This window comes from Actinomadura rubrisoli (genome assembly GCF_004349215.1).
Lineage (GTDB): Bacteria > Actinomycetota > Actinomycetes > Streptosporangiales > Streptosporangiaceae > Spirillospora > Spirillospora rubrisoli.
This window is the reverse complement of record NZ_SMKU01000124.1, coordinates 1-24,726: the sequence shown is the minus strand read 5'-3', so window position 1 is coordinate 24,726 and position 24,726 is coordinate 1. Positions and strand designations below refer to the sequence as shown.

The following is a 24,726-nucleotide window of genomic DNA, read 5'->3' as shown; positions in this document are numbered from 1 at the left end:
TCCCCAGGGCGCCACGCCCCCGCCCGCGCCCTCCGCCGAAGGCCCGTCCGCCGACGACTCCTCCACGGAGGACTCCTCCGGCGAGGGCTCCTCCGGCGAGGGCCGGAGGCCCGTCCGGCCGTGGGCGCCGCTGAGCCGCTCGGCGTGCTCCTGGAGGGAGCGGACGCCGACCTGGCCCCCGGCGACGGCCTCGATGCCCTGGACGGCGGCGGCGAGCCCCTGCACGGTCGTCACGCACGGTACGCCCCGCAGCACGGCGGCGGTACGGATCTCGTACCCGTCGAGCCGCGGCCCGGACTGGCCGGGGCTGCCGAAGGGAGTATTGACGATGAGGTCCACCTCGCCGTCGAGGACGCGCCGCACGATGGTGGGCTCGCCGGCCGGGCCCGGGCCTTCGCCGTGCTTGCGCACGATCTTGGCACGCACGCCGTTGCGGCGCAGGACCTCGGCGGTCCCTTCCGTGGCAAGAATCTCAAAGCCCAGGTCAGCGAGCCGCTTGACGGGGAAGATCATGTGCCGTTTGTCCCGGTTCGCCACCGAGACGAACGCCCGTCCCTTGGTGGGCAGGGATCCGTAGGCGGCCTGCTGCGACTTGGCGTAGGCGGTGCCGAACACCTCGTCGATGCCCATGACCTCGCCGGTCGAGCGCATCTCCGGGCCGAGGACGGTGTCGACGCCCTGCCCCTGCGCGTTCCGGAACCGGTCGAACGGCAGGACGGCCTCCTTCACCGCGATCGGCGCGTCCAGGGGAAGCGATCCGCCGTCGCCGGTCTCGGGCAGGACCCCCTCGGCGCGCAGCTGCGCGATCGACGCGCCCATCATCACGCGCGCCGCCGCCTTGGCGAGCGGCACGGCCGTCGCCTTGGACACGAACGGGACCGTCCGGGACGCGCGCGGGTTGGCCTCCAGGACGTACAGGACGCCCGCGGAGAGCGCGTACTGGACGTTCATGAGCCCGAGGACTCCGACGCCGTGCGCGAGCGCCTGCGTCGACTCCCGGATGCGCCGGATGTCGTCGTGGCCGAGGGTGATGGGCGGCAGCGCGCACGCGGAGTCGCCGGAGTGGATCCCGGCCTCCTCGATGTGCTCCATGACGCCGCCGAGGTACAGCTCCTCGCCGTCGTACAGGGCGTCCACGTCGATCTCGATGGCCTCGTCCAGGAACCGGTCGACCAGCACCGGGTGCTCCGGGCTCGCCTCCGTGGCCCGCGCCATGTACGACTCCAGCGTCTGGTCGTCGTACACGATCTCCATGCCGCGCCCGCCGAGCACGTACGAGGGGCGCACCAGGACCGGGTAGCCGATCTCGGCGGCGATCTCCAGCGCGTCCTCATAGGACGTGGCGGTGCCGTGCTTGGGCGCGAGCAGCCCGGCCCTGTGCAGGACGCGGCCGAACGCACCGCGGTCCTCAGCGAGGTGGATGCTCTCCGGGGACGTGCCCACGATCGGCACGCCGGCGTCCTTGAGCTTCTGCGCGAGCCCCAGGGGCGTCTGGCCGCCGAGCTGGACGATGACTCCGGCGACCTCGCCGGACTGCTGCTCGGCGTACACCACCTCCAGGACGTCCTCCAGCGTGAGCGGCTCGAAGTAGAGCCGGTCGGAGGTGTCGTAGTCGGTGGAGACGGTCTCCGGGTTGCAGTTGACCATGACGGTCTCGTAGCCCGCCTCGGCCAGCGTGAACGACGCGTGGACGCACGAGTAGTCGAACTCCACGCCCTGGCCGATGCGGTTGGGACCGCTGCCCAGGATGAGCACCTTGGGCTTGGCTCCGGGAGGGACCTCTGTCTCCTCGTCGTACGCGGAGTACAGGTACGGGGTCTGCGCGGCGAACTCGGCCGCGCAGGTGTCCACGGTCAGGTAGACCGGACGGAGGCCCAGGGCGTGCCGGAGCTCGCGGACGACCTCTTCGGACAGGCCGCGCAGCTCGCCGATCTGCGCGTCCGAGAACCCGTGCCGCTTGGCGCGCAGCAGCTTGTCCTTGGTGAGCGCGTCGTCGGCGGTGCGGATCTCGTCGGCGATCTCGTTGATGGCCGCGATCTGGTCGAGGAACCAGGGGTCGATGCCGGTCGCCTCGTACACGTCCTCGATGCTTGCCCCGGCCCAGAGCGCGCGCTGAACGTCCCGGAGGCGCCCGTCGTGCGGCCGCTTCGCCGACTCGGTCAGCGCGGCGGCGTCGGCCTCACCGGCCCAGCTGAACGACGAGCCCTTCTGCTCCAGCGAGCGCAGGGCCTTCTGCAGGGCCTCGGTGAAGCACCGTCCGATGGCCATGGCCTCGCCCACCGACTTCATGTGCGTGGTGAGCGTCCCGTCCGCGCCGGGGAACTTCTCGAACGCGAACCGCGGGACCTTCACCACCACGTAGTCGAGCGTGGGCTCGAACGAGGCGGGCGTCTCGCGGGTGATGTCGTTCGGGATCTCGTCCAGCGCGTACCCGATGGCGAGCTTGGCCGCGATCTTGGCGATGGGGAAGCCGGTGGCCTTGGAGGCCAGCGCCGACGACCGCGACACGCGCGGGTTCATCTCGATGACGATCATCCGGCCGGTGCCGGGGTGCACGGCGAACTGGATGTTGCAGCCGCCGGTGTCGACGCCGACCTCGCGGATCACGGCGATCGCGACGTCGCGCATGTTCTGGTACTCGCGGTCGGTCAGCGTCATCGCGGGCGCGACCGTGATCGAGTCGCCGGTGTGCACGCCCATCGGGTCGAGGTTCTCGATGGAGCACACGATCACCACGTTGTCGTGGCGGTCGCGCATGACCTCCAGCTCGTACTCCTTCCAGCCGAGGATCGACTCCTCCAGGAGCACCTCGCCGGTCGGGGACGCGTCGAGCCCCGCGCCGGCGATGCGCCGCAGGCCGTCCTCGTCGTGGGCGAACCCGGACCCGGCGCCGCCCATCGTGAACGAGGGCCGCACGACGACCGGGTAGCCCAGCTCGCCCGCCGCCGCCAGGCAGTCGTCCATCGAGTGGCAGATGACCGACCGGGCCGACTCGGCGTTCAGGCCCCGCTCGCGCGCGACCTTGGCGACGACCTCCTTGAACCGCTCGCGGTTCTCCCCGGCCTGGATCGCGTCCACGTCGGCGCCGATCAGCTCGACCCCGTACCTGGCCAGGACCCCGCCCTCGTAGAGCGCGATGGCGGTGTTCAGGGCCGTCTGGCCGCCCAGCGTGGGCAGCAGCGCGTCCGGCCGCTCCTTAGCGATGATCTTCTCGACGACCTCGGGGGTGATCGGCTCCACGTAGGTGGCGTCCGCGAACTCCGGATCGGTCATGATCGTGGCGGGGTTGCTGTTGACCAGCGTCACCCGCAGGCCCTCGTCCCGCAGCACCCGGCACGCCTGCGTGCCCGAGTAGTCGAACTCGCACGCCTGGCCGATCACGATCGGCCCGGAGCCGATGACCAGGACGGACTTCAGGTCTTCACGGCGCGGCATTACTTCGACCCCTCCATGAGTTCGCAGAAACGGTCGAAGAGACCCGAGGCGTCGTGCGGGCCCGCCGCCGCCTCCGGGTGGTACTGGACGCTGAACGCCGGACGGTCCAGGAGCCGCAGCCCCTCCACGCATCCGTCGTTGAGGTTGACGTGGCTCACCTCGGCGCGCCCGTAGGGGGTGTCGAACGGACCGTCGGACGGGGCCTGCACCGCGAACCCGTGGTTGTGCGCGGACACATCGACCTTGCCGGTCGCCCGGTCCTGGACGGGCTGGTTGATGCCCCGATGGCCGAACCGCAGCTTGTACGTCCCGAGCCCGAGCGCGCGCCCGAAGATCTGGTTGCCGAAGCAGATGCCGAAGAACGGCTTGCCCGCGTCCAGGACGCCCCTTAGCGCGTCGACCGCGTAACCGGCGGCGGCGGGGTCGCCGGGGCCGTTGGAGAAGAACACACCGTCCGGGTCGAGCGCGAGGATGTCCTGCGCGGTGCTCGACGCGGGCAGCACGTGCACCTCGCAGCCCCGCTCGGACATCCGGTACGGCGTCATCGACTTGATCCCGAGGTCCACGGCCGCGACCGTGTACCGCCGCTCGCCCTGCGCCGGGATCACGTACGCCTCGCCGGTCGAAACGGCGCGGGCCAGATCGGCGCCCTCCATCGACGGGCTCTGCCGGACCCGCTCCACCAGTGACTCCGCACCGGCCGCGAGCGCGTCCGTCCCGCTGAAGATGCCGGCGCGCATGGCGCCCTTGTCGCGCAGGTGCCGCGTCAGCGCGCGCGTGCCGGTGATGGCGATGCCCACCACGCCCTGCTCGCGCAGCGCCGACCCCAGCGAGCCGGTGGCCCGCCAGTTGGACGCCACCCGCGCGGGCTCGCGCACCACGTATCCGGCGACCTGAATACGGGCGGACTCGGGGTCCTCGCCGTTCACGCCGGTGTTGCCGATGTGGGGAGCGGTCATGGCCACGATCTGCCGGGCGTACGAGGGGTCGGTGAGGGTCTCCTGGTAGCCGGTCATCCCGGTGTTGAAGACCATCTCGCCGAAGGTCTCGCCCTCGGCCCCGTACGCGGCCCCGTGGAACACCCTGCCGTCTTCCAGAACCAGCAGAGCAGGGGTCATTGAAGCTTTCCTTCCAGGACGGTCGGCTTGCCGCGCAGGAACGTGGCGATGACCCTTCCGGGCAGCTCCAGCCCCGCGAACGGGGTGTTGCGGCTCTTGGAGGTCATGGCCGACGGGTCCACGGCGCGGCGCGGCGACGGGTCGTACAGCGTGATGTTGGCGGGCGAACCCGCCTCCAGCGGACGACCCTGTCCGCTGAGGCGGCCGATGCGCGCGGGGCGGGACGACATGCGGTCGGCGACGCCGGCCCAGTCGAGCAGGCCGGTCTCGACCATGGCCTCCTGGACGACCGGGAGCGCCGTCTCCAGCCCGATCATGCCCATCGCCGCCACGGCCCACTCGGTCTCCTTGGCCTCGACCGGGTGGGGGGCGTGGTCGGTGGCGACGCAGTCGATCGTCCCGTCGGCGAGGGCGTGCCGCAGCGCGGCGACGTCGTCGGCGGTGCGCAGCGGCGGGTTGACCTTGAAGATCGGGTCGTAGGACCCGGCGCGCCCGTCGTCCAGCAGCAGGTGGTGCGGCGTGACCTCGGCGGTCACCGGGCAGCCCTTGCTCTTGGCCCAGCGGATGATCTCCACCGAGCCCGCCGTCGAGACGTGGCAGACGTGCAGCCGCGACCCGACGTGCTGGGCGAGCAGCACGTCCCGGGCGATGATCGCCTCCTCGGCCACCGCGGGCCAGCCGCGCAGGCCGAGCGCGGCCGACATCTCGCCCTCGTTCATCTGCGCGCCCTCGGTGAGCCGCGGCTCCTGCGCGTGCTGGGCGACCACGCCGTCGAACGCCTTCACGTACTCCAGCGCCCGCCGCATGATCACCGCGTCCGAGACGCAGTGCCCGTCGTCGGAGAACACCCGCACCCCGGCGGCCGAGTCGGCCATCGCGCCCAGCTCGGCGAGCTTCTCGCCCGCGATGCTCCGCGTCACGGCCCCGACCGGCTGCACGTCGCAGTACCCGGCCTCGCGCCCGAGCCGCCACACCTGCTCGACCACGCCCGCCGTGTCGGCGACCGGGTCGGTGTTGGCCATCGCGTGGACGGCCGTGTAGCCGCCCATCGCCGCCGCCTTCGTCCCCGACTCGACGGTCTCGGCGTCCTCGCGCCCCGGCTCGCGCAGGTGGGTGTGCAGGTCCACGAGCCCCGGCAGGGCCACCAAGCCCTCGGCGTCCACCACCACGGCGCCCGCCGCGTCCAGCCCGGTCCCGACCTGGACGATCTGCCCGTCGCGCACCAGGATGCCGGTCGGCGCGCCGCCCAGGATCCGCGCGCCCTCGATCAGATAGCTCACACCGTCTCCCCGCTCGCCCGTGCTGTCGTCACTCGTCCCTCGCTCCTGCGGCCCGCTCACTCCTGGACCTCCATGCCGATGGCGGGCTCGGACCCGCCGAGCAGCAGGTAGAGCACGGCCATGCGGGCGCTGACGCCGTTGGCGACCTGCTCGACGATCGTGGAGCGGACGGAGTCGGCGACCTCGGCGGCGATCTCCACGCCGCGGTTCATCGGGCCGGGGTGCATGACGATGGCGTGGTCCGGCAGCGCGGCCATGCGCTCGGAGTCCAGGCCGTAGCGGCGGCTGTACTCGCGCACCGTCGGGAAGTAGGAGGCGTTCATCCGCTCCTGCTGGACGCGCAGCATCATGATGACGTCGCTCTTGGGGAGCACGCCGTCCAGGTCGTAGGACACCGCGCAGGGCCAGGTGTCGATCGCGACCGGCAGCAGCGTCGGCGGCGCCACGACGGTGACGTCGGCCCCGAGGGTGTGCAGCAGCAGCACGTTGGAGCGTGCCACACGGCTGTGGAGGACGTCGCCGACGATCGTGACCTTCCGCCCCTCCAGGTCACCGAGCCGCTTGCGCATCGTGAAGGCGTCCAGCAGCGCCTGCGTCGGGTGCTCGTGCGTGCCGTCGCCGGCGTTGACCACGCTGCCCTGGACCCAGCCCGCGAGCCGGTGCGGCGCGCCCGACGCGCCGTGCCGGATGACGACGCCGTCCGCGCCCATGGCCTCCAGCGTCAGCGCGGTGTCCTTCAGGCTCTCGCCCTTGGACACGCTCGACCCCTTCGCGGAGAAGTTGATCACATCGGCGGACAGCCGCTTGGCCGCCGCCTCGAACGAGATCCGGGTCCGCGTGGAGTCCTCGAAGAACAGGTTGACCACCGTCCGCCCGCGCAGCGTCGGCAGCTTCTTGATCGAGCGGCTCGCGACCTGGGCGAGCTCCTCGGCCGTGTCCAGGACGAGCAGCGCGTCGTCGCGCGTCAGATCGCCCGCCGAGATCAGATGGCGCTTCATTTCCCTCCCCCAGCCGGGCCGAGCAGCACCGCGTCGCGCCCGTCGTTCTCGTCCAGCAGCACCTTGACGGTCTCCCGCATCGAGGTGGGCAGGTTCTTGCCGACGTAGTCGGCGCGGATCGGCAGCTCGCGGTGCCCGCGGTCCACCAGCACGGCGAGCTGGACGGCGCGCGGCCGCCCGAGGTCGTTCACCGCGTCCAGCGCGGCCCGGACGGTGCGTCCGGAGAACAGCACGTCGTCGACGAGGACGACCACGCGGTCCTCGACGCCGTCCGGCGGGAGTTCTGTGCGTCCCAGAGCGCGCGCGGGGCGCATCCGCAGATCGTCGCGGTACATGGTCACGTCCAGCGAGCCCCAGGGAACCGGGCGCCCCTCGACCTCGCGCAGGAGCCCCGCCAGCCGCTCGGCCAGCGTCACCCCGCGGGTCTGGATCCCGAGCAGCAGGACGTCGTGCCCGCCCTTGGTGCGTTCGAGGATCTCGTGCGCGATCCTTGTCAACGCGCGCCTGATGTCGGGACCCTCCAGAACGGCCTTGGGCCGGGGGTCACCGTCTGCCACGCGCGCCTCGGCCGTTCCGTCCGGCCTGGAGGCAGCATTCACCACCGAAACCTCCTTTCCCGCCTCACGGGACGGGTCTTAAAGGACGCCTTGTCCCCCACACCGTAGCAGCCGGCCCGCGGTGCCCCCGCCCCCGGACCGGTCCACATCTTGCCTGGTGAGAGCCGTCACACTCGCGCGTGTCGCACGCCTTCGGACGGCCTTGCGCGGGCCCCGCGGCGCCCTGCCCGCCGGGCTTCCCGGCGATCTGGACGGCCCGGATCGAGTCCTGCGGATTCGACCGCTTTTTTCCAATCAGCTTGACCTAGAGCCGTCCCCGTTTTACCGTCACTGTCCGTAACCATCCCTGGAGACGGTCCCTTGAGGCTTTAGGGCTTCTCGGACCCGCCTCCCCCCTGGCACCCGGCCAGGGGACGAAACGACGACGAAAGTGAGCCTGGGGGGCCGCAAAATGCCGTCTGAATACGCTAAGGCTCTCGGCGCGCGCCTGCGCGCCATCCGCACCCAGCAGGGCCTGTCCCTGCACGGAGTGGAGGAGAAGTCACGCGGCCGCTGGAAGGCCGTCGTCGTGGGTTCTTACGAGCGGGGCGACCGCGCCGTCACCGTTCAGAAGCTGGCCGAGCTCGCCGATTTCTATGGCGTGCCGGTTTCCGAGTTGCTGCCCGGCGGAGCCGCGCCGAGCCCGCTCGGGCCTACACCCAAGCTCGTGATCGACCTCGAGCGGCTGCAGCAGCTTCCGAAAGACAAGGCCGGTCCTCTCGCCCGCTACGCCGCGACGATCCAAAGCCAGCGGGGCGACTACAACGGAAAGGTCCTGTCCATCCGCCAGGAAGACCTGCGTTCACTCGCGGTCATCTACGACAAGTCCCCGACCGAGCTCACCGAGGAGCTCATCACCTGGGGCGTCCTCGACCCGGAGGCGCGCCGCGCCGTCGAGTCGTTCTGATACACCCTCCGTCCGGGGGCCCGCCGCACCACGCGGCGGGCCCCCGTTCCGTCTCCGCGCAGGCCGTCACCACCGCCACGACCGTCCCCACCGTCGCGGTCGCGGCGGCCGCCAGGACGACCAGGAGCACCCTCCGCGGGCCGCAAAGGTCCCCAGGCGGCCGATCACCGGCGTGGCCACCACCGCTGACAAGGTCATCGCCGTGAGCGCCCAGGCGGCTCCTGCGGGCGTCATGCGCAGTCCGCACTGGAGTCGGGGCGGTGCGGGCGCCACCACGGCCACCGACAGCGACTACGCCATCACGCCGAGGCGGGTAGACCCATAAGCGATGAGTTCTGAAGACGCGGCGAGTCTGCCTCTGCACCAGCCGAATCTGCGCGAGGAGAAGCACGATGTTCGAGAACACGAAGGCGTTCAGCGGGTTCTCCGTTGACGACATCCCGGCGGCCAAGCGCTTCTACGGCGACGTCCTCGGCCTGAAGATGACCGAAGAGAACGGACTGCTCACCCTGCACATCGCCGGTGACCGTCCAACGCTCGTCTATCCCAAGCCGAACCACGAGGCCGCGACGTTCACGATCCTCAACTTCCCGGTGGACGACATCGAGGCGGCCGTGGACGAACTGGCCTCCAAGGGCGTGACGTTCGAGAAGTACGAAGGCGTGGACGAAAAGGGCGTCTTCCGCAAGGGCGGACCGCTCATCGCCTGGTTCAAGGACCCGGCGGGCAACGTCCTCTCCGTCCTCCAACTGTGACTTCACCGTCTTTGTGGGAAGAGAGGGGGCCGTGGGTGATTGGCGGCTGACTGACCGCCCGGTTCAGCTCCAGGCGACGGGCAGCGCGGAGGGCCCGTTGATGACGTGGCCGGGCTTGCGGGTGATCTCGTCCGATGGCACCGCCAGGCGCAGGGACGGCAGCTCGCGGGTGAGGAGGGCGACGGCCGTGACGACCTCCATGTGCCCCAGATGGCGCCCGATGCAGTGGTGCGGCCCGTACCCGAAGGACAAATGCCGGTTCGGTGACCGGGCGAAATCGATGCGGTGCGGGTCGGTGAACACGCGCGGGTCGCAGTTCGCGGCGTCGTGGGACGGGATGACCAGCTCCCCCGCGCGCAGCCGGGCGCCGCTGGGCAGCGTCACGTCCCGGACGACGCGGCGGATCAGATCGTCCGCCGCCGTGGTGGAGAACAGGCGCTCCAGCTCCGTCACCGCGCCGGGAACGGCCTCGGGATGCGCGGACAGGTACGCGTACGCGGTCTCGTGACCCTCGTAGGGATGCGTGAGCAGGACGTGGATCTGGGTGCCGATGCTGCTGGCAACGGTCTCCCAGCCGCCGAGGACGAGGGTCAGCGGCAACTTGATCTGCCAGTCGAGCGGCAGGTTCGCGGCGCCGACGGCGACCTGGGAGAGCAGGTCGTCCTCCGGTGCGCGGCGCCGCGCCTCGACGAGCCCGCTCAGATAGCCGACCATCGCCATCTGCGCCTCCGCGGCGTCGACGCGGGTCTGCGCGCTGGTGCCGAGGAAGGCGTCGCCCCACGCGTGGAACCGCAGCCGGTCCTCCTGCGGCAGGCCGAGCATGTCGCAGATCAGATGCAGCGCGAACGGCAGCGCGAAGGCGGTCACGAGGTCGGCCGGCTCGTCGCGTCCGGTCATCTCCTCCAACTGGGCGGCGGCGCGCTCCTCGGCCGTCACGCGCAACCGCGCCACGGCCTGCGGCGAGAACCAGTCCTTGACGGCGTTGCGCACGGCCGCGTGGTTGGCCAAGTCCAACCCGAGGAGCGTCCCTTCGAGGTCCACGTCGTCGGCGTCGAGGGCGGCCTCCCGGGAGAACACCTCCTGGTTGCGCAGCACCTGCTCCACGTCCTGGTATCGGGTGACGAGCTTGGCGGTCGTCCCGTCGGTCCGTCCGACCTCGGCGACGCCGGTGCCGGTCTCCCGTATCTCGTGGTACCTCGTGTTCTTGTGCAGACCCGGGCGGTTCACGCCGTCGGCGTCGCGGTCCAGCGGGTGCGGGATCGGGGCGGTCGCGGACTCTTCCAGGCCAGCGTCAAGGGCCATGCGGGGGGGATCCCTTCGTTCACAGCCGGACAGGACGGACGAAAGCGACAATCAAGTTGGACCGTTAGAAGGGTTTCCACACCCACCCGCTCCACAAACCCCGCCACGACGCGAAAACGATGTTGTGTCGCTCGTCGCCGCTGCCTACGGTCGCGCCGAAGCCGGACGGACGAAAGGGACAACGCCCGCGCCTCGGCTCCCGGACGCGCGGCGGTCTTCATGACCGCTTTCCCCTCGTCCCGAGGAGTTGCGTGCCCTCAGGTCCGCGCGTCCAGGCGCGGATCTGACCAAGCTCTGGACGGCCTCGGCCGTCTCCAACGTCGGCGACGGCATCACCATCGTCGCCGGCCCGCTGCTCACCGCGTCGCTGATGCGGGCCCCGGCGCTCGTGGCGAGCGCCGCGCCACCGACGCGGATCGTGCGGGGTAGTCGGAGGCCGGGGCCGCCGGCCCGGGTGGGTGAGGACGGCGGGCGGCGGTCCCGGCCTTCGATGCGGCCGCCGCCGAAGGGGAGGTGTGGAGGCGGCCGGTGGGGAAGGCTCAGCTGGCTTCGGGGATGGGCAGGGTCGGCTGGCTGGTGATGCCCAGGGTGTCTTCGACGAGGGTGACGAAGACCTCGGCGTCGTGCAGGAGCTCCTCGGCGTCGCGCGGCGTGACGGCGCGGGGCAGGCCCGCCTCGGCGGCGGCGCGCTTGTCGGCGCCGGCGGCGAAGAAGGCGGCCCACTCGCGCAGGGCGGGCTCGGCCTCGGGCAGCAGCACCCAGACGCTGCGCGGACGGCCGCGGCGGTGGGTGTCGAGCGGCTCCTTGGACGCCAGGACCGCCGCGGCGGCGCGCAGGGCGGCCAGGTGGGCGCAGACGTAGCGGACGGCGGGCGAGGTGGCCTCGGCCGCCTCGGCGAGGCCCATGCGGGCGGCGTGGAGCTGGCCGACGGCCGTGTGCGCCGGACGCGGCGCGGGCATCGGACGGGGGCGCGGGCTCGGCAGCCCGTGGGCGGCGGAGTGGACTCCGCGAGCGGTCATCGTTCCGGACATGACTGCCTCCTTCCGGGGCTCGGGCCGGCCGGGCGGAGAGCTTCCCCTCACTCCGCCCGGCCGTCCGTCCCGCCGGAGAACATTGCGCTGCCCTTCGGCGGGGACGTCGCCCTGGCGCGGGCCGCGAGTCCCGCGCCACGTCGAACATAAGTTCGACGCATTCACAGTAAACCGCCCTCGCGGCGATTCGTCAACGTGTTCGAACGAGTGGCGCATCCCGCAGGTCAGCGGGTACATGACCTAGTAGAACAAGGGGGTCTGACAGTTTGTCACGCCGGCCGTCTGACGTGCACCGGGACGCCCGTGCCGAGGAGGTCCGGGAAGTACTCGGCGATGTGCATCGGCATCCGGACGCAGCCGTGCGAGGCCGGGTACCTGGGCACGTCCAGGGCTCCGTGGAAGGCGATGCCGCCGTTGAAGTAGACGGGGTTGTAGAGCTGCCCGAGAGGCGAGATCTCCCACCCGGACGCGCGCCGTCCCGTCTCGAAGTCGCCGGTGCCCGTCGTGGCGTAGCGGCAGCGGGCGACGGTGGCGCCGCGGTCCTTGGCGCAGTAGTACTCCCCCGAGCCGGACGAGACGTGGGTGATGAGCCGCGGCCTGCCGTCCTTGTAGAGAACGAGGTACTGGCGGCGCAGATCGACGTCCACGCGGTCGGCCTCGCGGCGCTTGGCCATGGGACGCGGGTCCTTGGGATGGTCGAGCGCCCTCCAGAACGGCTTGCCGAGCGTGCTCGTCTGCTTGAGCCGGTTGACGCCTTGGAACGCCCAGACGGCCAGCTGGGTCGACGGCCCGTACCTGCCATCGGCCTTGCCCGGGTCGTAGCGCAGCTCTTTCAGCCGACGCTGGAGCGCCTTCACGTCGGCACCCTTGGCGCCGGGCTTGAGCTTGCGGTGCGTGGGCGAGGGCTTAGGCGCGGACGGTGAGGACGACGAGCGCGTCGGCGTCGGCGGGGAGGCGGCTTCGTCCACCGTCTTGCAGCCCGTCAGGACGCCCGCCAGCAGGACGGCTGGGATCGGCAACACCGTGGCTTTACGTAGGCCCATCGGTCTCCCTCGCTTCTTACCTGACCTTAAAGTGCTTCCCATGCATCCGAATGCGGAACGTGTCGCAAAGGCCCTGGAAGAGCAGGGAGCGGCCGGAGAGATCGTGGAGTTGCCCGACTCCGCACGGACGGCGCAGGCCGCGGCCGATCAGGTGGGCTGCGAGGTGGGGGCTATCGCCAACAGCCTGGTGTTCGACGCCGACGGGGCGCCGCTGCTGGTCCTGACCAGCGGCGCGCACCGGGTCGACACGGCTCGCGTTGCGGCGCTGGTGGGGGCGCAGAAGGTGAAGCGGGCGACGCCCGAGTTCGTCCGGGAGGCGACCGGGCAGCCGATCGGGGGTGTCGCGCCGCTGGGGCACCCGGCGACGATCCGTACGCTCGTGGACGTCTGGCTGGACAAGTACGACGAGGTGTGGGCGGCGGGCGGGCATCCGCACACGGTCTTCCCCACCTCGTACGGAGAGTTGCTGAGGATCACCGGGGGAACCCCGGCGGAGGTGGGCTGAATGGAGATCTGGCACAACCCGCGCTGCTCGAAGAGCCGCGCCGCGAAGGCCGCGCTGGACGAGGCGGGCGTGGAGTACACCGAGCGCCGCTATCTGGACGAGCCGCCCACGGCCGAGGAACTGGACGCGGTGCTCACCGGCATCGGGGCGGAGCCGTGGGACGTGGCGCGGCTGAACGAGCCGGTCGCCAAGGAGCTGGGCTTGAAGGACCTGGAGCACGACCGGGCTCGGTGGATCGAGGTCATGGTGGCCAACCCGGTGCTGATCCAGCGGCCGATCGTGGTGACCGGTGACGGCGCGGTGGTGGCCCGCGACGGCGAATCGGTGCGCAAGGCCCTCGACAGCCTGTGATGCGGGTGTGATTCTGGGAGACCGAGCCACGACGATCGTGACCTCCGGAGGGGGCGATGACGGCGCAGATGCGCACCGGCCCGGCCGCGCGCGACCCGAATTTCCGGGGGATCGATCCACCGGCGCTCAATCAGGTGATCAAACAGCTGCAGGACGCGCAGAACACGATCCGGAACTGGCTGAACGGGCACCGTCCGCCGGGCGGCGTGTCGTCCGCCGGGTACCGGCAGGCCGACCAGGTGGCCCAGTGGGCCGCCGACCAGCTCGGGATGCTGACGCGGCGCTACAACTACGCGATCACCCATCCCGACCCCGGCGGCGGCGTGGACGTCCCGCCCGCGCCCGCTCCGCGCACGTCGCCCGGCGGCGCGGCGCCGCGCCCGGCGCCGCCCAAGGCGGCCGCGCCCCATCCGGTGAGGCCGCCGAGCCGCAGGCCGGCGCCCACGCCGAGGGGCGCCGGCGACCTCGGGAACTTCCCGGACCGACAGGCGGCGTCCAAGGCGGCGAAGGTGGACGCGCTCGCCGTGGTGGCCGCCTCGCAGGACGGCAAGCCCGTCCCCGGCTCGGTGTGGACGCATCTCAAGGCCAACGCCGACGACCCCGACTACACCGAGAAGCTGTACGAGCGGCTCGGCCCGGCGGCCGCGGCGGACCTGCTCAAGGCGGCGCGCGGTGACGAGGCACGCCTGAAGGTCATCGAGGAGTCGCTCGGCACGTCCAGCCACCATCTGGCGATGGACGTGAAGTGGCTGCGGGCGTTCCTGGCCGAGGCCGACCACGCCGGGGTGCGTCCGGTGGCCGTCCAGGTGCTCACGGGTGCGGACATGAGCCGCCGGACCCGCGAGGCCGTCGCCAAGCTGAACCTGCAACGGACTGGATGAGAGGTCGCCATGGCCGCTCCACCGCCCCCCGGGAGCCTGCCGCCGCCGATCGACGCGGCGGCGGCCGTGAAGCTGCCGCCGACCGAGCAGCCCAACCCCGAGTACAGGCAGCTCTACCAGGCGTACGCGGACGCGTACGGGAGCATCGGGCAGCTACGCCAGGCCCTCGACTCGCCGGTGCGGACACTGGGCGCCACGGACGCGTGGCTCGGCCCGGAGGCGCGCCAGTGGAGCGGGCAACTCGACACCAACCGCGGAACGCTCAAGAAGGCCGCCGACCGCATCCTCTGGGACATCTACGACCGACTCACCGCCACCCAGAGAACCATCGCCCGGGTCTAGAGCGCTTCTTAGGGATCTACGTTCCGTTGCGCGGCGCCCAAGATCCGCAGGAAACGCCCTAGGCTCTCTCTGGTGAAAGACCCGAAGCTGCGCGAGATCGACGAACGCGCCTTCCTGCGCCGGCTCAACCCGATGCTGGACGTGTACGCGGCGGCGATGGCACCGCCCGTCGAGCAGCTTCCGGGCCGCCGCACCATCTTGGAGCGGCACACGGCGTATCCGGGGTTCCGCGCGTTCGTGGCGGAGCGGCGTGGGGCGCTGCCGGGGCTGGCGGGTCCGGTCCAGGGGTTCGCGTACGGGTTTCACGGTTCGCGCGGGCAGTGGTGGCACGACGTGGTCTGCCAGGCGCTCGCCGATCGCGAGGGTCAGGAGCACGCGGAGACGTGGATGGAGGACCCGTTCGAGGTGGCGGAGCTGCACGTCCACCCGCACGCGCAGGGCAGGGGGCTGGGCCGGGCGCTGCTGACCGCGCTGTGCGAGGGCAGGCAGGAGCGGACGGTGGTGCTGTCGACCCTGGACGTGCGGCCTGAAACGCCCGCGCGCCGCCTCTACCGTTCGGTGGGCATGGTGGATCTGCTGACCGGCTACGAGTTCCCCGGCGGCGGGCCCCTCTACGCGGTCATGGGCGGGACGCTGCCTTTGGCGCCGTACCCGCCGGCCTCCAGCAGCCCGTAGACCTCGCGGGTCGCCGTGGACTGGTTGAAGGTGATGAAGTGGATGCCGGGCACGCCCTGGTCGAGCAGCTCTTGGCACAGCTCGGCGGCGTGCTGGACGCCGAGGCGCCGCACGGCCTCCGGGTCGTCCGCGACGGCCTCGAAGCGGGCCCGCACCTCGGGCGGGAACGGCGCGCCCGACAGCTGCTCGGACCGGTCGATGGTGCTGATCTGGGTGACCGGCATGATGCCCGGGATGATCGGCACGTCGCAGCCGGCGGCGTCGACGCGGTCGCGCAGCCGGAGGAAGTCGTCGGAGCGGAAGAACATCTGGGTGATCGCGTAGTCGGCCCCGGCGCGGCACTTGGCGACGAAGTGGCGGGTGTCGGTCTCGACGTCGGGCGAGCGCGGGTGCTTGTAGGGGAACGCGGCCACGCCCACGCTGAAGTCGCCGTACGAGCGGATCATCCGGACCAGGTCGGCGGCGTACTCCACGCCGTCCGGGTGCTTGATCCACTCGCCCGTCGGGTCGCCGGGCGGGTCGCCGCGCACGGCGAGGATGTTGCGGACGCCGACGGACGCGAACCGCCCGATCAGCTGCCGCAGCTCGGCCTGGGAGTGGTCGACGGCGGTGAAGTGCGCGACGGGGGTGAGGGTGGTGTCGGTGGCGATCCGCTCGACGATGTCGACGGTCTTGTCGCGGGTGCCGCCGCCGGCGCCGTAGGTCACCGACACGAACGTCGGGTGGAGGGACTCCAACTGGCGGATGGTGCGCCAGAGCGTCCGGGCGCCCTTGTCGGTCTTGGGCGGGAAGAACTCGAAGGAGAAGGACCTGCCGCCCGAGGCCAGGAGTTCTCGGACGGTCGGGGGCCGGTCTGGGCGCAGGCGTCGCATTCCCCAAGCCTACAGAAGGCGTCCGGTCCCCGGCGGGGCGTGATCCTGGACACCCCGGGGCGCCGCCATCGCCCTGTTTCCGGGCATCTACTGACATATCCCGCCACCGGCCGACAGAAGATCACACTCCGCTCGCTACGATCACGGCATGCCGACGAGCCTCATCCGCAAGGAGATCGACGAGGCGCTGCTGGCCTTCGTCGACCGGCAGCGCCCCGGCCTGCTGGCCATCAGCGACGACCTGGCGCCGCTGATGGCCGCCCTGGACGCGCTGCTCGGCGGCGGCAAGCGGCTGCGTCCCGCGTTCTGCTACTGGGGCTGGCGCGCCGCGGGCGGCGGGAGCGACGGCGGGATCGTGGCCGCGGCCGCCTCCCTTGAGCTGCTCCAGGCGAGCGCGCTGATCCACGACGACGTGATGGACTCCAGCGACACCCGCCGCGGGCAGCCGTCCGTCCACCGCAGGTTCGAGGCGCTGCACCGCGCGCAGGGCTGGCCGGGGGACGCCACGGCGTTCGGGGAGGGCACCGCGATCCTGCTCGGCGACCTGTGCCTGGCCTGGTCGGGCGAGATGTTCGAGACGTGCGGGCTGGACGACGCGCGCAGGCGGCGCGGCCGGGCCGTGTACGACCTGATGCGCACCGAGGTCATGTGCGGCCAGTACCTCGACATGCTGGAGGGGACGCGCGGCGAGGCGACGGTCGACACCGCGCTGCGGGTGGTGGAGTTCAAGAGCGCCAAGTACACGATCGAGCGGCCCCTGCACCTCGGTGCCGCGCTCGCCGGGGCGGACCCGCGCGTCACCGCCGCCCTCACCGGCTACGGGCTGCCGCTCGGCATCGCGTTCCAGCTCCGCGACGACGTGCTCGGGGTGTTCGGCGACCCGGCCGAGACCGGCAAGCCCGCCGGGGACGACCTGCGCGAGGGCAAGCGCACGGTGCTGGTCGCCCTCAGCCTGGAGCGGGCCGGCCCGGCGCAGGCGGCGGCGCTCCGGCGGCGGCTCGGCGACCCCGCCCTCGACCGTCCGGGCGTGGACGAGCTGCGCACGATCATCGAGGAGACCGGCGGGCTCGCGGCCTGCGAGGCGATGATCGAGCGGTACACGGGCGAGGCGGGACGGGCCCTCGCCTCCGCCCCGTTCCCCGATGAGGCCCGCGACGCGCTGGCCGGGCTGACCGTCGCCGCCACCACCCGCCGCACCTGACCCGCGTCCCGCCGCCCGGCCGACCGCCGGGCAGAAGTGCCGGAAGAGGCCCGGCACCTGCGGCGCCGCACGGTAAAGATCGGGGTTCTCCTGCCATCCGCGATGGTTACGCGGTACAAATGAGGAAATCTTCGTCCGCCCCCGCCGAGTCGGAGTCCTTCTGTGCCGAACGACACCTCCCGCGGGAGGACGAATCCCCACCCCTCGCGTCCCGGATCCGGCCGCCCCGGTGGCCAGGCCCGCGCCGCGCAGCCGCGCCAAGGCGGGCCCCATGGCGGCGCCAAGGCGCACGCCGGTCAGGCCCATTCGCCCAGGCAGGGCGCCGCGCCCCGACCGTCCCCGCTTCCGCGCGGGCGGCGTCCCGAGGCCCCGCTCGGCCCCGACGACCCGCGCCGCCTCGGCGGGTACACCCTGCTCGGACGGCTCGGTGAGGGCGGCCAGGGCGTCGTCTACCTCGGACGCGACGCGGACGGCGACCTCGTCACCGTCAAGCTCCTCCGCGGGGGCGTCGCCGCCGGGCAGCGCGCGCGCAGCCGCTTCGTCAAGGAGGCCGACGCGGCCCAGCAGGTCGCCGGGCGGCACACCGCCCGCGTCCTGGACGCCGACGTCACCGGCGACCGCCCGTACATCGTGAGCGAGTTCGTCGAGGGGCCATCGCTCCAGCACGTCGTGGAGGACCGCGGGCCCCTCCCCCCGCCGCGGCTGCGCAAGCTCGCCCTGCGCACGGCGGGCGCGCTCGCGGCGATCCACCGCGCCGGGATCGTCCACCGCGATTTCAAGCCCGGCAACGTCCTGCTCGGCCCGGACGGCGCCAAGGTCATCGACTTCGGCATCGCCCGCACCACCGGCGCCGACGCCACGCCGATGACCACGGGCCCGGTCGGCACGCCCGCCTACATGGCGCCCGAGCAGATCGAGGACGAGCCGGTCGGGCCGCCCGCCGACGTGTTCGCCTGGGCCGCCACGATGGTGTTCGCCGCCACGGGACGCCCGCCGTTCGGCACCGGGCCGAGCGCGGCCGTCATGCGCCGCGTCACCTCCCGCCGCCCCGATCTGGGCGAGCTGGAGGGCCCGCTGCGCGAGCTCGCCGCCCGCTGCCTGGACAAGAACCCCGCAGCCCGGCCGACGGCGCGCCAGCTCGTCCGGGCGCTGCGCGACGGCCAGGCCCCGGCGCCCAAGCCGCGGCCCAAGCGCATCCCCCGCTACCGGTGGCGGATGATGATCGCCCTCGCGCTCGTCGTCTCCGCCGGGTTCACCCTGGGCATCCTGTTCTGACCGCCTGTTCTGACCACCGGCGCCCCGGCCGTCATCGCGGCGGGGTCACCAGTGCGGCGGGCGGTCCTCCAGCAGGCGGTCGTCGTCGCCGGCGGGGCCGCGCCACTCGCCCCAGCCGGTGTCGGTGTCATCGGACGTCTGGTCCGGCAGGACGTCCAGGTCGTCGTCGTCCAGGTCCACGGGCCTGTCGTCGTCGGGTCCCACGCTCATGATCCCCATTGTCCGTCATGCCGGCGGCCGCCTCGTCCGGGCCCCCTCTCAAGAGCCCGCGCGGGGTCAGGCGGGGGCGAGCCGTCTAGCGAACTCCGCCGCCGCGGCGCCCGGGTCGTCCGCCTCGGTGATCGCCCGCACCACCACGACGCGGCGCGCGCCCGCGGCCAGGACCTCGCCGAGGTTCGCCAGGTCGATGCCGCCGATGGCGAACCAGGGACGCTCCTCGCGCCGCTCCGCCACGTACTCCAGCAGGCCGGGCCCGGGCGCTGGGCGTCCCGGCTTGGTCGGCGTGGGCCACACCGGGCCCGTGCAGAAGTAGTCGACGCCGGGCTCGGCGGACGCCGCCGCGGCCTGCTCCTGCGAGTGCGTGGAGCGGCCGATCAGGATGTCCCCGCCGGCGATCTCGCGAGCGGCGGGCACCGGCAGGTCGTCCTGCCCCAGGTGCAGGACGTCCGCGCCGACGGCGTGCGCCACGTCGGCGCGGTCGTTCACCGCCAGCAGCGCCCCGTGCCGCTCGCAGGCCGTCCGGAAGACCTCCAGGTACTCCATCTCCTGCCGGGCCTCCAGGCCCTTCTGGCGGAGCTGGACGAGGTCGACGCCGCCGCCGAGCACCGCGTCGAGGAACTCGGGCAGATCCCCTCGCCGCTCCCTCGCGTCCGTGCAGAGGTAGAGGCGGGCTCGGCTGAGCCGGGCGCGCAACTCCACGGCCCGTTCGGTGAGGATGTGCCTGGACACGGTGAGGGAGCCATTCCTTCCGGACGCGGACAGCGGGGCCACACGGCGGCGCGCTCTCTCGCCGCGCGTGACCCCGCAATCCTGTCACGTGCGCTGCCCCGGACCGGTCCGGGCTGATCTGGTTCAGGCTGGTCGGGCTGGTCGGGGCCGGTCTAGAAGGCCAGCGCCTGGGCCCGCCTCCGCACCTCCGTGCCCCGGTTCTCGCTGAGCGCCTCGACGGGCGTGCCCGGCAGCGTGTCGTCGGCGGTGAACAGCCAGCGGAGCGTCTCCACCTCGTCGAACCCCGCGTCCGACAGGAGGGTCAGCGTTCCGGACAGGCCCTTGATCACCTGACCGTCCTTGATGAACGCGGCGGGCACCATGGGCTCGCCCTCACGGCGGATCGACAGCAGCCTGCGCTCGCTGATGAGCTGCTTGATCCGGTTGGTCTTGATGCCGAGGCGCTCGGCGGCCTCCTTGAGGGAGAGCCACTCGCCTGCTAGGGCGTCGGTGCGGGGGTCGAGTGCGCTGTCAACGGTTGCGTGCATCTGCGTCACGCCCCCTGCCTACCCACGCCTTCGGAAGCCTCAAACCCGTCCGGCGCCCGTTGCCGCCCGCCGGCGTACGCTATGCGCGAACGGCCTGCCTGACCGGTACGTCCGGGTCGGCGATCGCCTCCGGATCGACGGGCGTGCCCGCCGCGATCACGCGCCTGGCCTGCACGAGGTCCCGGGGACGGTCCACGGTGAGGATCGCGTCCAGGCGGTCGCCTGTGAGCCACACCACCGCCCACTTGCCACCCGCCGGGTCCCCCCGGTGGACGAGCCGCTCGGACGCCGCGTGGCTGCCCGCGTACTGCACCATGCGGCCGAACTGCTCCGACCAGAAGTAGGGCGCCGCGTCGTACACCGCGTCCTGGCCCAGCAGGGTCGCGGCGGCCACCTCCGGCGCGTTCAGCGCGGTGTCCCAGTGCTCGACGAGCAGCCGCCGCCCGTACCGTCCGGACCACCAGGCCGCGCAGTCGCCGACCGCGACCACGTCCGGGCGGACCGCGCCGGGCGCCCCGTCCTGCACGGGGTCCCCCGCGAACGCGCGGAACGAGGCGTCGGTGACCACGCCGCGCTCCAGCAGCAGGCCCGAGCCCTCCAGCCAGCCGACGGCGGGACGGACGCCGATGCCGACCACGACCTCGTCCGCGTCGATCCGTCCGCCGTCCGGGGAGCCGGCGAGGGCGAGGCCGCCGTCCTCGACCGCCGCGACCTTGACGCCGGTGCGCAGGTCGACGCCCGCCTCGGCGTACCAGGGGGCGGTGAGCGCGCCCACCTCGGGGCCGATGGCGCCGGCGAGCGGGGTGTCGGCCGCCTCGACCACGGTGACGGCGCAGCCCTTCCTGGCGGCGGTCGTCGCGACCTCGGCGCCGATCCAGCCCGCCCCGACGATGACGATCCGGGCGCCCTCGGTGAGCCTGGCGCGCAGGTCACGGGCCTCGTCGATCGTCCGCAGGACGTGCTGGCGGCCGTCCCCGGGCAGCGTGACCGGGGCCGCGCCGGTCGCGATGACGAGCCCGTCGAACGGCAGGTCGCCCGCCGTGGACGCGACGACCCCGCCCGCGCCCGGCCCGTCCAGGCGGAGCCCGGTCGCGCGCTCGCCGAGCAGCAGGTCGCAGCGCAGGGCGTCCCAGTCGGCGTCGACGGTGGTGTCGTCGGAGTCGCCCGCCAGCACCGCCTTCGACAGCGGCGGCCGGTCGTAGGGCCGGTGCCGCTCCGCCGAGAGGAGCGTCAGCGCCCCCTCGTAGCCCTTGCTCCGCAGGGCCTCCACGGCGCGAACGCCGGCCAGCCCGCCACCCACGACGATCGCCCTCTGCATGACGGTCACCCTAACGGGACGGGCCCCAGCCGGGTGTCCGGACATATGGGCACATGGCGGGAGTCGTACAGTGGACGGCAGAGGGCGCGGGAGTCCGGTGCGACCGGGCTGAGAGGGCGGCTGAACGGGCCGCCGACCGCCACGACCTGATCCGGATCATGCCGGCGAAGGGAGCGCGGATGGAGATCGTCATCATCGGGGCCGGGGTCATCGGCCTCGCCACCGCCTGGCGCGCGGCGGCGGGCGGCGCCGCGGTCACGCTGGTCGACCCGGCGCCGGCGAGCGGCGCCTCGTCGGTCGCGGCCGGGATGCTCACCCCGGTCAGCGAGCTGACCTACGGCGAGGAGCCGCTGCTGCGGCTCGGCCTCGCCTCCCGCGACCGCTACGGCGCGTTCGTCGCCGAGCTGGAGGAGCTGACCGGGCTCGGCACCGGCCACCGCACCGACGGCATCCTGGAGGTCGCCTTCGACGCCGACGACCTGACCTACCTGGACGACCTGCGCCGCTTCCAGGACGAGCTCGGCATCCCCGCCGAGGCGCTCACCGGACGCGAGTGCCGCAGGCTGGAGCCGATGCTCGCGCCCGGCGTGCGCGGCGGCCTGCTCGCCCCCGAGGACGGCTCGATCGACCCCCGCCGCCTCGCCCCGGCGCTGCTGGCCGCCTGCGAGCGGCTCGGCGTCCGGCTCGTCCGGCGGAGGGCGGCGGGGATCCTCGTCGAGAGGGACGCGGCGGCCGGGGTGCGGCTGGACGACGGCACGCCCGTCCGCGCCGACAAGGTCCTGCTGGCCGCCGGCCCCTGGTCGGACGGCCTGGAGGGCCTGCCCCCCGGGACCGTTCCCCCCGTCCGTCCGGTGAAGGGCCAGGTCATCCGGCTCCGCACCGCCGTCCCGTTCATCCAGCGGTCCACGCGCGGGCTGGTGCGCGGCTCCTCGGTCTACCTGGTGCCGCGCGCGGACGGCGAGATCGTCGTCGGCGCCACCCAGGAGGAGCTGGGCTTCGACACGCGCGTGACCGCCGGCGGCCTCTGGGAGCTGCTCCGCGACGCCCGCGAGCTGCTGCCCGGCATCACCGAGCTGGAGTTCACCGAGGTCTCGGCCGGGCTGCGCCCCGGCTCCCCCGACAACGCCCCGATGATGGGCCCGACCGCGCTGCCAGGTCTCCTACTCGGGACCGGCCACTTCCGCAACGGCATCCTGCTCACCCCCGTCAGCGCGGACATCCTGGCCGCAATGCTGCTGGACGGCCCGGTGCCCGACGTGGCCCGCCCCTTCTCCCCCGACCGCTTCTCCTCCGAGGTGCACTGATGAAGGTCATCGTCAACGGCGAGCCGCGCGAGGTGCCCGAGGGCGCCAGCGTGGCCGAGATCGTCGCGTCCGTCACCGCCGCCGGATCCGGCGTGGCCGCCGCGCTCAACGACGAGGTCGTCCGGCGGTCGGCATGGGACGCGACGCCCCTGAACGAGGCCGACCGCCTCGAAGTGCTGACCGCGGTGCAAGGAGGCTGACCATGACCGGATCCGAAGTGATGGACCCTCGGCAGCTCGTGATCGGGGGTGAGGAGTTCGGCTCGCGGCTGATCATGGGCACCGGGGGCGCGCCCAGCATGCACGTGCTGCGGGAGGCGCTCACCGCGTCCGGGACCGAGCTGACCACGGTCGCCATGCGGCGGGTCGACCCGTCCGCGCGCGGCTCGGTGCTGGACGTGCTGGCCGCGTGCGGCATCCGGGTGCTGCCCAACACCGCGGGCTGCTTCACCGCGGGCGAGGCCGTCCTGACCGCCAAGCTGGCCCGCGAGGCGCTCGGGACGAACTGGGTCAAGCTTGAGGTGATCGCGGACGAGCACACGCTGCTGCCCGACCCGATCGAGCTGGTGGAGGCCGCCGAGCAGCTCGTGGACGACGGGTTCGTCGTCCTGCCGTACACCAGCGACGACCCCGTCCTCGCGCGGCGGCTGGAGCAGATCGGGTGCGCCGCGGTCATGCCGCTCGGCTCGCCGATCGGCTCGGGCCTGGGGATCCGCAACCCGCACAACATCGAGCTGATCGTGGAGCGCGCGAGCGTCCCGGTCATCCTGGACGCGGGGCTCGGCACGGCGAGCGACGCCGCCCTGGCGATGGAGCTGGGCTGCGACGCGGTCCTCCTCGCGACCGCCGTCACCCGCGCCCAGTCGCCCGCGCGGATGGCCGCCGCGATGCGGCACGCCGTCGAGGCCGGACGGCTGGCCCGGCTCGCGGGCCGCATCCCGAAGCGCCGCTACGCCCAGGCGTCCTCACCCTTCGAGGGGCGCGCGACACCTTAGGAGTGCTACAGCTTCCGTTGTAGAAATAGTCATTGGACCTGAACAGTGCGCGGGCCCAGACTGGGGATGTCCACCGAGGTCGGCGCGGTCGCAACCGCACGCGACGCTTCGGTGTTCATGGAAACGTCCCCTCCCTAAGGTGCGTGGCATGGATCAGTTGGAAGCGCCCCCCGAGCCCGCCCGGCGCGTCGACAAGCTCGCGGTCGCCGCCGCCACGGTGACGGTCGTGCTGTGGGCGTCGGCGTTCGTGGCGATCCGCAGCGCCGGGGACGAGTACAGCCCTGGCGCCCTCGCCCTCGGCCGCCTCCTGTCCGGGACGCTCGTGCTCGGCGTGATCTGGCTCGTCCGCCGCGAGGGCCTGCCGTCGCGGGGCGCGTGGCCCGGCATCGTCACCGCGGGCCTGCTGTGGTTCGGCGGCTACATGGTCGCCCTCAACTGGGGCGAGCAGCTCGTGGACGCCGGGACGGCCGCCCTCGTCGTCAACATCGGGCCCATCCTCATCGCGCTCCTCGGCGGCTGGCTGCTGAAGGAGGGCTTCGCGCCCCGGCTGCTCGCGGGCATGGCCGTGTCGTTCGCCGGCGCCGCCGTGGTCGGGCTGTCGATGTCCGGGGAGGGCAGCGCCTCGGTCGGCGGCGTGCTGCTGTGCCTCCTCGCCGCGGTGACCTACGCGGCGGGCGTCGTGAGCCAGAAGCCCGCCCTCCGGCACGCCTCCGCGCTGCAGTTCACCACGTTCGGCTGCGGGATCGGCGCCGTCGCCTGCCTGCCCTTCGCCGGGCAGCTCGCCTCGCAGGCCGGGGACGCCTCCCCCGGCGCGACCCTCAACATGGTCTACCTGGGCGTCTTCCCGACCGCTATCGCCTTCACCACCTGGGGATACGCCCTGGCGCGCACGTCCGCGGGGAAGATGGGCGCCACCACCTACGCCGCCCCGGCGCTGGTCGTCCTGATGTCGTGGCTGTTCCTCGGCGAGGTCCCCGGCCTGATCACCCTCGCCGGCGGCCTGCTGTGCCTGGCCGGGGTCGCGGTCGCCCGCAGCTCCCGGCGCCGGCGCCCCGGTCCCCCGGCCGA

At 72.7% G+C, this 24,726-nt stretch carries 26 protein-coding genes; 13 read left to right on the top strand and 13 right to left on the bottom strand.

Annotation, left to right across the window (positions count from 1 at the left end; genetic code table 11):
• The 5 genes from carB to pyrR form a co-directional block, all read right to left on the bottom strand.
• The coding region (gene carB, locus E1298_RS22740; protein ID WP_243725743.1) for a carbamoyl-phosphate synthase large subunit at positions 1 to 3,435 on the bottom strand (3,435 nt) is incomplete at its 3' end.
• Positions 3,435 to 4,553 carry a glutamine-hydrolyzing carbamoyl-phosphate synthase small subunit gene (gene carA / locus E1298_RS22735; RefSeq protein ID WP_131896453.1) on the bottom strand — a complete coding sequence of 373 codons (1,119 nt, stop codon included), beginning with the start codon at positions 4,551 to 4,553 and terminating at the stop codon, positions 3,435 to 3,437. The genes carB and carA, both read right to left, overlap by 1 nt.
• Positions 4,550 to 5,833, bottom strand: a complete 1,284-nt coding sequence (locus E1298_RS22730; RefSeq protein WP_131896451.1) for a dihydroorotase — start codon at positions 5,831 to 5,833, stop codon at positions 4,550 to 4,552. Before E1298_RS22730 ends, carA begins: the two co-directional genes overlap by 4 nt.
• A gap of 56 nt (positions 5,834 to 5,889) precedes the next feature.
• A complete protein-coding gene (locus tag E1298_RS22725; protein WP_131896449.1) occupies positions 5,890 to 6,831 on the bottom strand; it encodes an aspartate carbamoyltransferase catalytic subunit in 942 nt (313 codons plus the stop codon).
• Positions 6,828 to 7,388 carry a bifunctional pyr operon transcriptional regulator/uracil phosphoribosyltransferase PyrR gene (pyrR, locus tag E1298_RS22720; protein WP_243725744.1) on the bottom strand — a complete coding sequence of 187 codons (561 nt, stop codon included), beginning with the start codon at positions 7,386 to 7,388 and terminating at the stop codon, positions 6,828 to 6,830. The genes E1298_RS22725 and pyrR overlap by 4 nt, the downstream gene beginning before the upstream one ends.
• A 451-nt stretch (positions 7,389 to 7,839) precedes the next feature.
• Here pyrR and bldD point away from each other — a divergent pair, with 451 nt between their 5' ends.
• Both bldD and E1298_RS22705 read left to right on the top strand, forming a co-directional pair.
• The gene (gene bldD / locus E1298_RS22715; RefSeq protein ID WP_030145002.1) at positions 7,840 to 8,334 is read left to right on the top strand and encodes a transcriptional regulator BldD; all 495 of its coding nucleotides are present in this window, start codon (positions 7,840 to 7,842) and stop codon (positions 8,332 to 8,334) included.
• A 392-nt stretch (positions 8,335 to 8,726) separates the two neighbouring features.
• Positions 8,727 to 9,089: a VOC family protein gene (locus E1298_RS22705; protein ID WP_131896447.1), complete on the top strand. Its 363-nt coding sequence runs from the start codon at positions 8,727 to 8,729 to the stop codon at positions 9,087 to 9,089.
• 63 nt (positions 9,090 to 9,152) lie between these two features.
• Here E1298_RS22705 and E1298_RS22700 read toward each other — a convergent pair whose 3' ends face one another.
• From E1298_RS22700 to E1298_RS22685, 3 genes are all read right to left on the bottom strand, one after another.
• Positions 9,153 to 10,391 (bottom strand): cytochrome P450, encoded by a 1,239-nt coding sequence (locus tag E1298_RS22700; RefSeq protein ID WP_131896445.1) that lies wholly within the window; start codon positions 10,389 to 10,391, stop codon positions 9,153 to 9,155.
• 539 nt (positions 10,392 to 10,930) lie between these two features.
• Entirely contained in the window at positions 10,931 to 11,422 is a 492-nt protein-coding gene (locus E1298_RS22690) for an SAV_6107 family HEPN domain-containing protein (RefSeq protein ID WP_131896443.1), read from the bottom strand.
• Between the two features lie 269 nt (positions 11,423 to 11,691).
• A complete protein-coding gene (locus E1298_RS22685; RefSeq protein ID WP_131896441.1) occupies positions 11,692 to 12,465 on the bottom strand; it encodes a L,D-transpeptidase family protein in 774 nt (257 codons plus the stop codon).
• 40 nt (positions 12,466 to 12,505) lie between these two features.
• On the opposite strand from E1298_RS22685, the gene E1298_RS22680 reads away from it, so the two are divergent.
• From E1298_RS22680 to E1298_RS22660, 5 genes are all read left to right on the top strand, one after another.
• Positions 12,506 to 12,970 (top strand): YbaK/EbsC family protein, encoded by a 465-nt coding sequence (locus E1298_RS22680; protein ID WP_131896439.1) that lies wholly within the window; start codon positions 12,506 to 12,508, stop codon positions 12,968 to 12,970.
• Complete coding sequence (locus E1298_RS22675) at positions 12,971 to 13,321, top strand: arsenate reductase family protein (RefSeq protein WP_131896437.1); 351 nt, start codon at positions 12,971 to 12,973, stop codon at positions 13,319 to 13,321.
• Between the two features lie 56 nt (positions 13,322 to 13,377).
• Positions 13,378 to 14,202: a hypothetical protein gene (locus tag E1298_RS22670; protein WP_131896435.1), complete on the top strand. Its 825-nt coding sequence runs from the start codon at positions 13,378 to 13,380 to the stop codon at positions 14,200 to 14,202.
• A gap of 9 nt (positions 14,203 to 14,211) precedes the next feature.
• Entirely contained in the window at positions 14,212 to 14,544 is a 333-nt protein-coding gene (locus E1298_RS22665; protein WP_131896433.1) for a hypothetical protein, read from the top strand.
• 72 nt (positions 14,545 to 14,616) lie between these two features.
• A complete protein-coding gene (locus tag E1298_RS22660) occupies positions 14,617 to 15,219 on the top strand; it encodes a GNAT family N-acetyltransferase (RefSeq protein WP_131896431.1) in 603 nt (200 codons plus the stop codon).
• On the opposite strand, the gene metF is transcribed toward E1298_RS22660, so the two are convergent.
• Positions 15,156 to 16,091, bottom strand: a complete 936-nt coding sequence (metF, locus tag E1298_RS22655) for a methylenetetrahydrofolate reductase [NAD(P)H] (protein WP_131896429.1) — start codon at positions 16,089 to 16,091, stop codon at positions 15,156 to 15,158. The two genes, E1298_RS22660 and metF, sit on opposite strands and share 64 nt — an antisense overlap.
• A 148-nt stretch (positions 16,092 to 16,239) precedes the next feature.
• Here metF and E1298_RS22650 point away from each other — a divergent pair, with 148 nt between their 5' ends.
• Both E1298_RS22650 and E1298_RS22645 read left to right on the top strand, forming a co-directional pair.
• Positions 16,240 to 17,292 (top strand): polyprenyl synthetase family protein, encoded by a 1,053-nt coding sequence (locus tag E1298_RS22650; RefSeq protein WP_131896427.1) that lies wholly within the window; start codon positions 16,240 to 16,242, stop codon positions 17,290 to 17,292.
• A gap of 162 nt (positions 17,293 to 17,454) precedes the next feature.
• Positions 17,455 to 18,567, top strand: a complete 1,113-nt coding sequence (locus E1298_RS22645; protein ID WP_243725742.1) for a serine/threonine-protein kinase — start codon at positions 17,455 to 17,457, stop codon at positions 18,565 to 18,567.
• A gap of 45 nt (positions 18,568 to 18,612) precedes the next feature.
• On the opposite strand, the gene E1298_RS48315 is transcribed toward E1298_RS22645, so the two are convergent.
• From E1298_RS48315 to E1298_RS22630, 4 genes are all read right to left on the bottom strand, one after another.
• The gene (locus E1298_RS48315; RefSeq protein WP_165975608.1) at positions 18,613 to 18,777 is read right to left on the bottom strand and encodes a hypothetical protein; all 165 of its coding nucleotides are present in this window, start codon (positions 18,775 to 18,777) and stop codon (positions 18,613 to 18,615) included.
• A gap of 66 nt (positions 18,778 to 18,843) precedes the next feature.
• Positions 18,844 to 19,515, bottom strand: a complete 672-nt coding sequence (thiE, locus tag E1298_RS22640; protein ID WP_131896425.1) for a thiamine phosphate synthase — start codon at positions 19,513 to 19,515, stop codon at positions 18,844 to 18,846.
• A gap of 152 nt (positions 19,516 to 19,667) precedes the next feature.
• Positions 19,668 to 20,042, bottom strand: a complete 375-nt coding sequence (locus tag E1298_RS22635; RefSeq protein ID WP_131896423.1) for a DNA-binding protein — start codon at positions 20,040 to 20,042, stop codon at positions 19,668 to 19,670.
• Positions 20,043 to 20,121: 79 nt separating this feature from the next.
• Positions 20,122 to 21,360, bottom strand: coding sequence for an NAD(P)/FAD-dependent oxidoreductase (locus tag E1298_RS22630; protein ID WP_131896421.1), 1,239 nt, complete (start codon positions 21,358 to 21,360; stop codon positions 20,122 to 20,124).
• Positions 21,361 to 21,518: 158 nt separating this feature from the next.
• Here E1298_RS22630 and thiO point away from each other — a divergent pair, with 158 nt between their 5' ends.
• From thiO to E1298_RS22610, 4 genes are all read left to right on the top strand, one after another.
• Positions 21,519 to 22,664, top strand: coding sequence for a glycine oxidase ThiO (gene thiO, locus E1298_RS22625; protein WP_243725741.1), 1,146 nt, complete (start codon positions 21,519 to 21,521; stop codon positions 22,662 to 22,664).
• Entirely contained in the window at positions 22,664 to 22,864 is a 201-nt protein-coding gene (thiS, locus tag E1298_RS22620; protein ID WP_131896417.1) for a sulfur carrier protein ThiS, read from the top strand. The genes thiO and thiS overlap by 1 nt, the downstream gene beginning before the upstream one ends.
• Before the next feature lie 2 nt (positions 22,865 to 22,866).
• Positions 22,867 to 23,658 carry a thiazole synthase gene (locus tag E1298_RS22615; RefSeq protein WP_424923122.1) on the top strand — a complete coding sequence of 264 codons (792 nt, stop codon included), beginning with the start codon at positions 22,867 to 22,869 and terminating at the stop codon, positions 23,656 to 23,658.
• 148 nt (positions 23,659 to 23,806) lie between these two features.
• A partial coding sequence (locus tag E1298_RS22610; RefSeq protein WP_131896415.1) for a DMT family transporter occupies positions 23,807 to 24,726 on the top strand: 920 nt, incomplete at its 3' end.

What these genes read in the sequence shown, in the direction of transcription:
- E1298_RS22630 (WP_131896421.1), bottom strand. Translation starts at nt 21,360, where the DNA reads ATGCAGAGGGCGATCGTCGTGGGTGGCGGGCTGGCCGGCGTTCGCGCC.
- E1298_RS22690 (WP_131896443.1), bottom strand. Translation starts at nt 11,422, where the DNA reads ATGTCCGGAACGATGACCGCTCGCGGAGTCCACTCCGCCGCCCACGGG.
- E1298_RS22615 (WP_424923122.1), top strand. Translation starts at nt 22,867, where the DNA reads ATGACCGGATCCGAAGTGATGGACCCTCGGCAGCTCGTGATCGGGGGT.
- E1298_RS22650 (WP_131896427.1), top strand. Translation starts at nt 16,240, where the DNA reads ATGCCGACGAGCCTCATCCGCAAGGAGATCGACGAGGCGCTGCTGGCC.
- metF (WP_131896429.1), bottom strand. Translation starts at nt 16,091, where the DNA reads ATGCGACGCCTGCGCCCAGACCGGCCCCCGACCGTCCGAGAACTCCTG.
- bldD (WP_030145002.1), top strand. Translation starts at nt 7,840, where the DNA reads ATGCCGTCTGAATACGCTAAGGCTCTCGGCGCGCGCCTGCGCGCCATC.
- carA (WP_131896453.1), bottom strand. Translation starts at nt 4,553, where the DNA reads ATGACCCCTGCTCTGCTGGTTCTGGAAGACGGCAGGGTGTTCCACGGG.
- E1298_RS22685 (WP_131896441.1), bottom strand. Translation starts at nt 12,465, where the DNA reads ATGGGCCTACGTAAAGCCACGGTGTTGCCGATCCCAGCCGTCCTGCTG.
- thiO (WP_243725741.1), top strand. Translation starts at nt 21,519, where the DNA reads ATGCCGGCGAAGGGAGCGCGGATGGAGATCGTCATCATCGGGGCCGGG.
- E1298_RS22680 (WP_131896439.1), top strand. Translation starts at nt 12,506, where the DNA reads ATGCATCCGAATGCGGAACGTGTCGCAAAGGCCCTGGAAGAGCAGGGA.
- E1298_RS22705 (WP_131896447.1), top strand. Translation starts at nt 8,727, where the DNA reads ATGTTCGAGAACACGAAGGCGTTCAGCGGGTTCTCCGTTGACGACATC.
- thiS (WP_131896417.1), top strand. Translation starts at nt 22,664, where the DNA reads ATGAAGGTCATCGTCAACGGCGAGCCGCGCGAGGTGCCCGAGGGCGCC.
- E1298_RS22665 (WP_131896433.1), top strand. Translation starts at nt 14,212, where the DNA reads ATGGCCGCTCCACCGCCCCCCGGGAGCCTGCCGCCGCCGATCGACGCG.
- E1298_RS22635 (WP_131896423.1), bottom strand. Translation starts at nt 20,042, where the DNA reads ATGCACGCAACCGTTGACAGCGCACTCGACCCCCGCACCGACGCCCTA.
- E1298_RS22700 (WP_131896445.1), bottom strand. Translation starts at nt 10,391, where the DNA reads ATGGCCCTTGACGCTGGCCTGGAAGAGTCCGCGACCGCCCCGATCCCG.
- E1298_RS48315 (WP_165975608.1), bottom strand. Translation starts at nt 18,777, where the DNA reads ATGAGCGTGGGACCCGACGACGACAGGCCCGTGGACCTGGACGACGAC.
- E1298_RS22675 (WP_131896437.1), top strand. Translation starts at nt 12,971, where the DNA reads ATGGAGATCTGGCACAACCCGCGCTGCTCGAAGAGCCGCGCCGCGAAG.
- E1298_RS22725 (WP_131896449.1), bottom strand. Translation starts at nt 6,831, where the DNA reads ATGAAGCGCCATCTGATCTCGGCGGGCGATCTGACGCGCGACGACGCG.
- E1298_RS22670 (WP_131896435.1), top strand. Translation starts at nt 13,378, where the DNA reads ATGACGGCGCAGATGCGCACCGGCCCGGCCGCGCGCGACCCGAATTTC.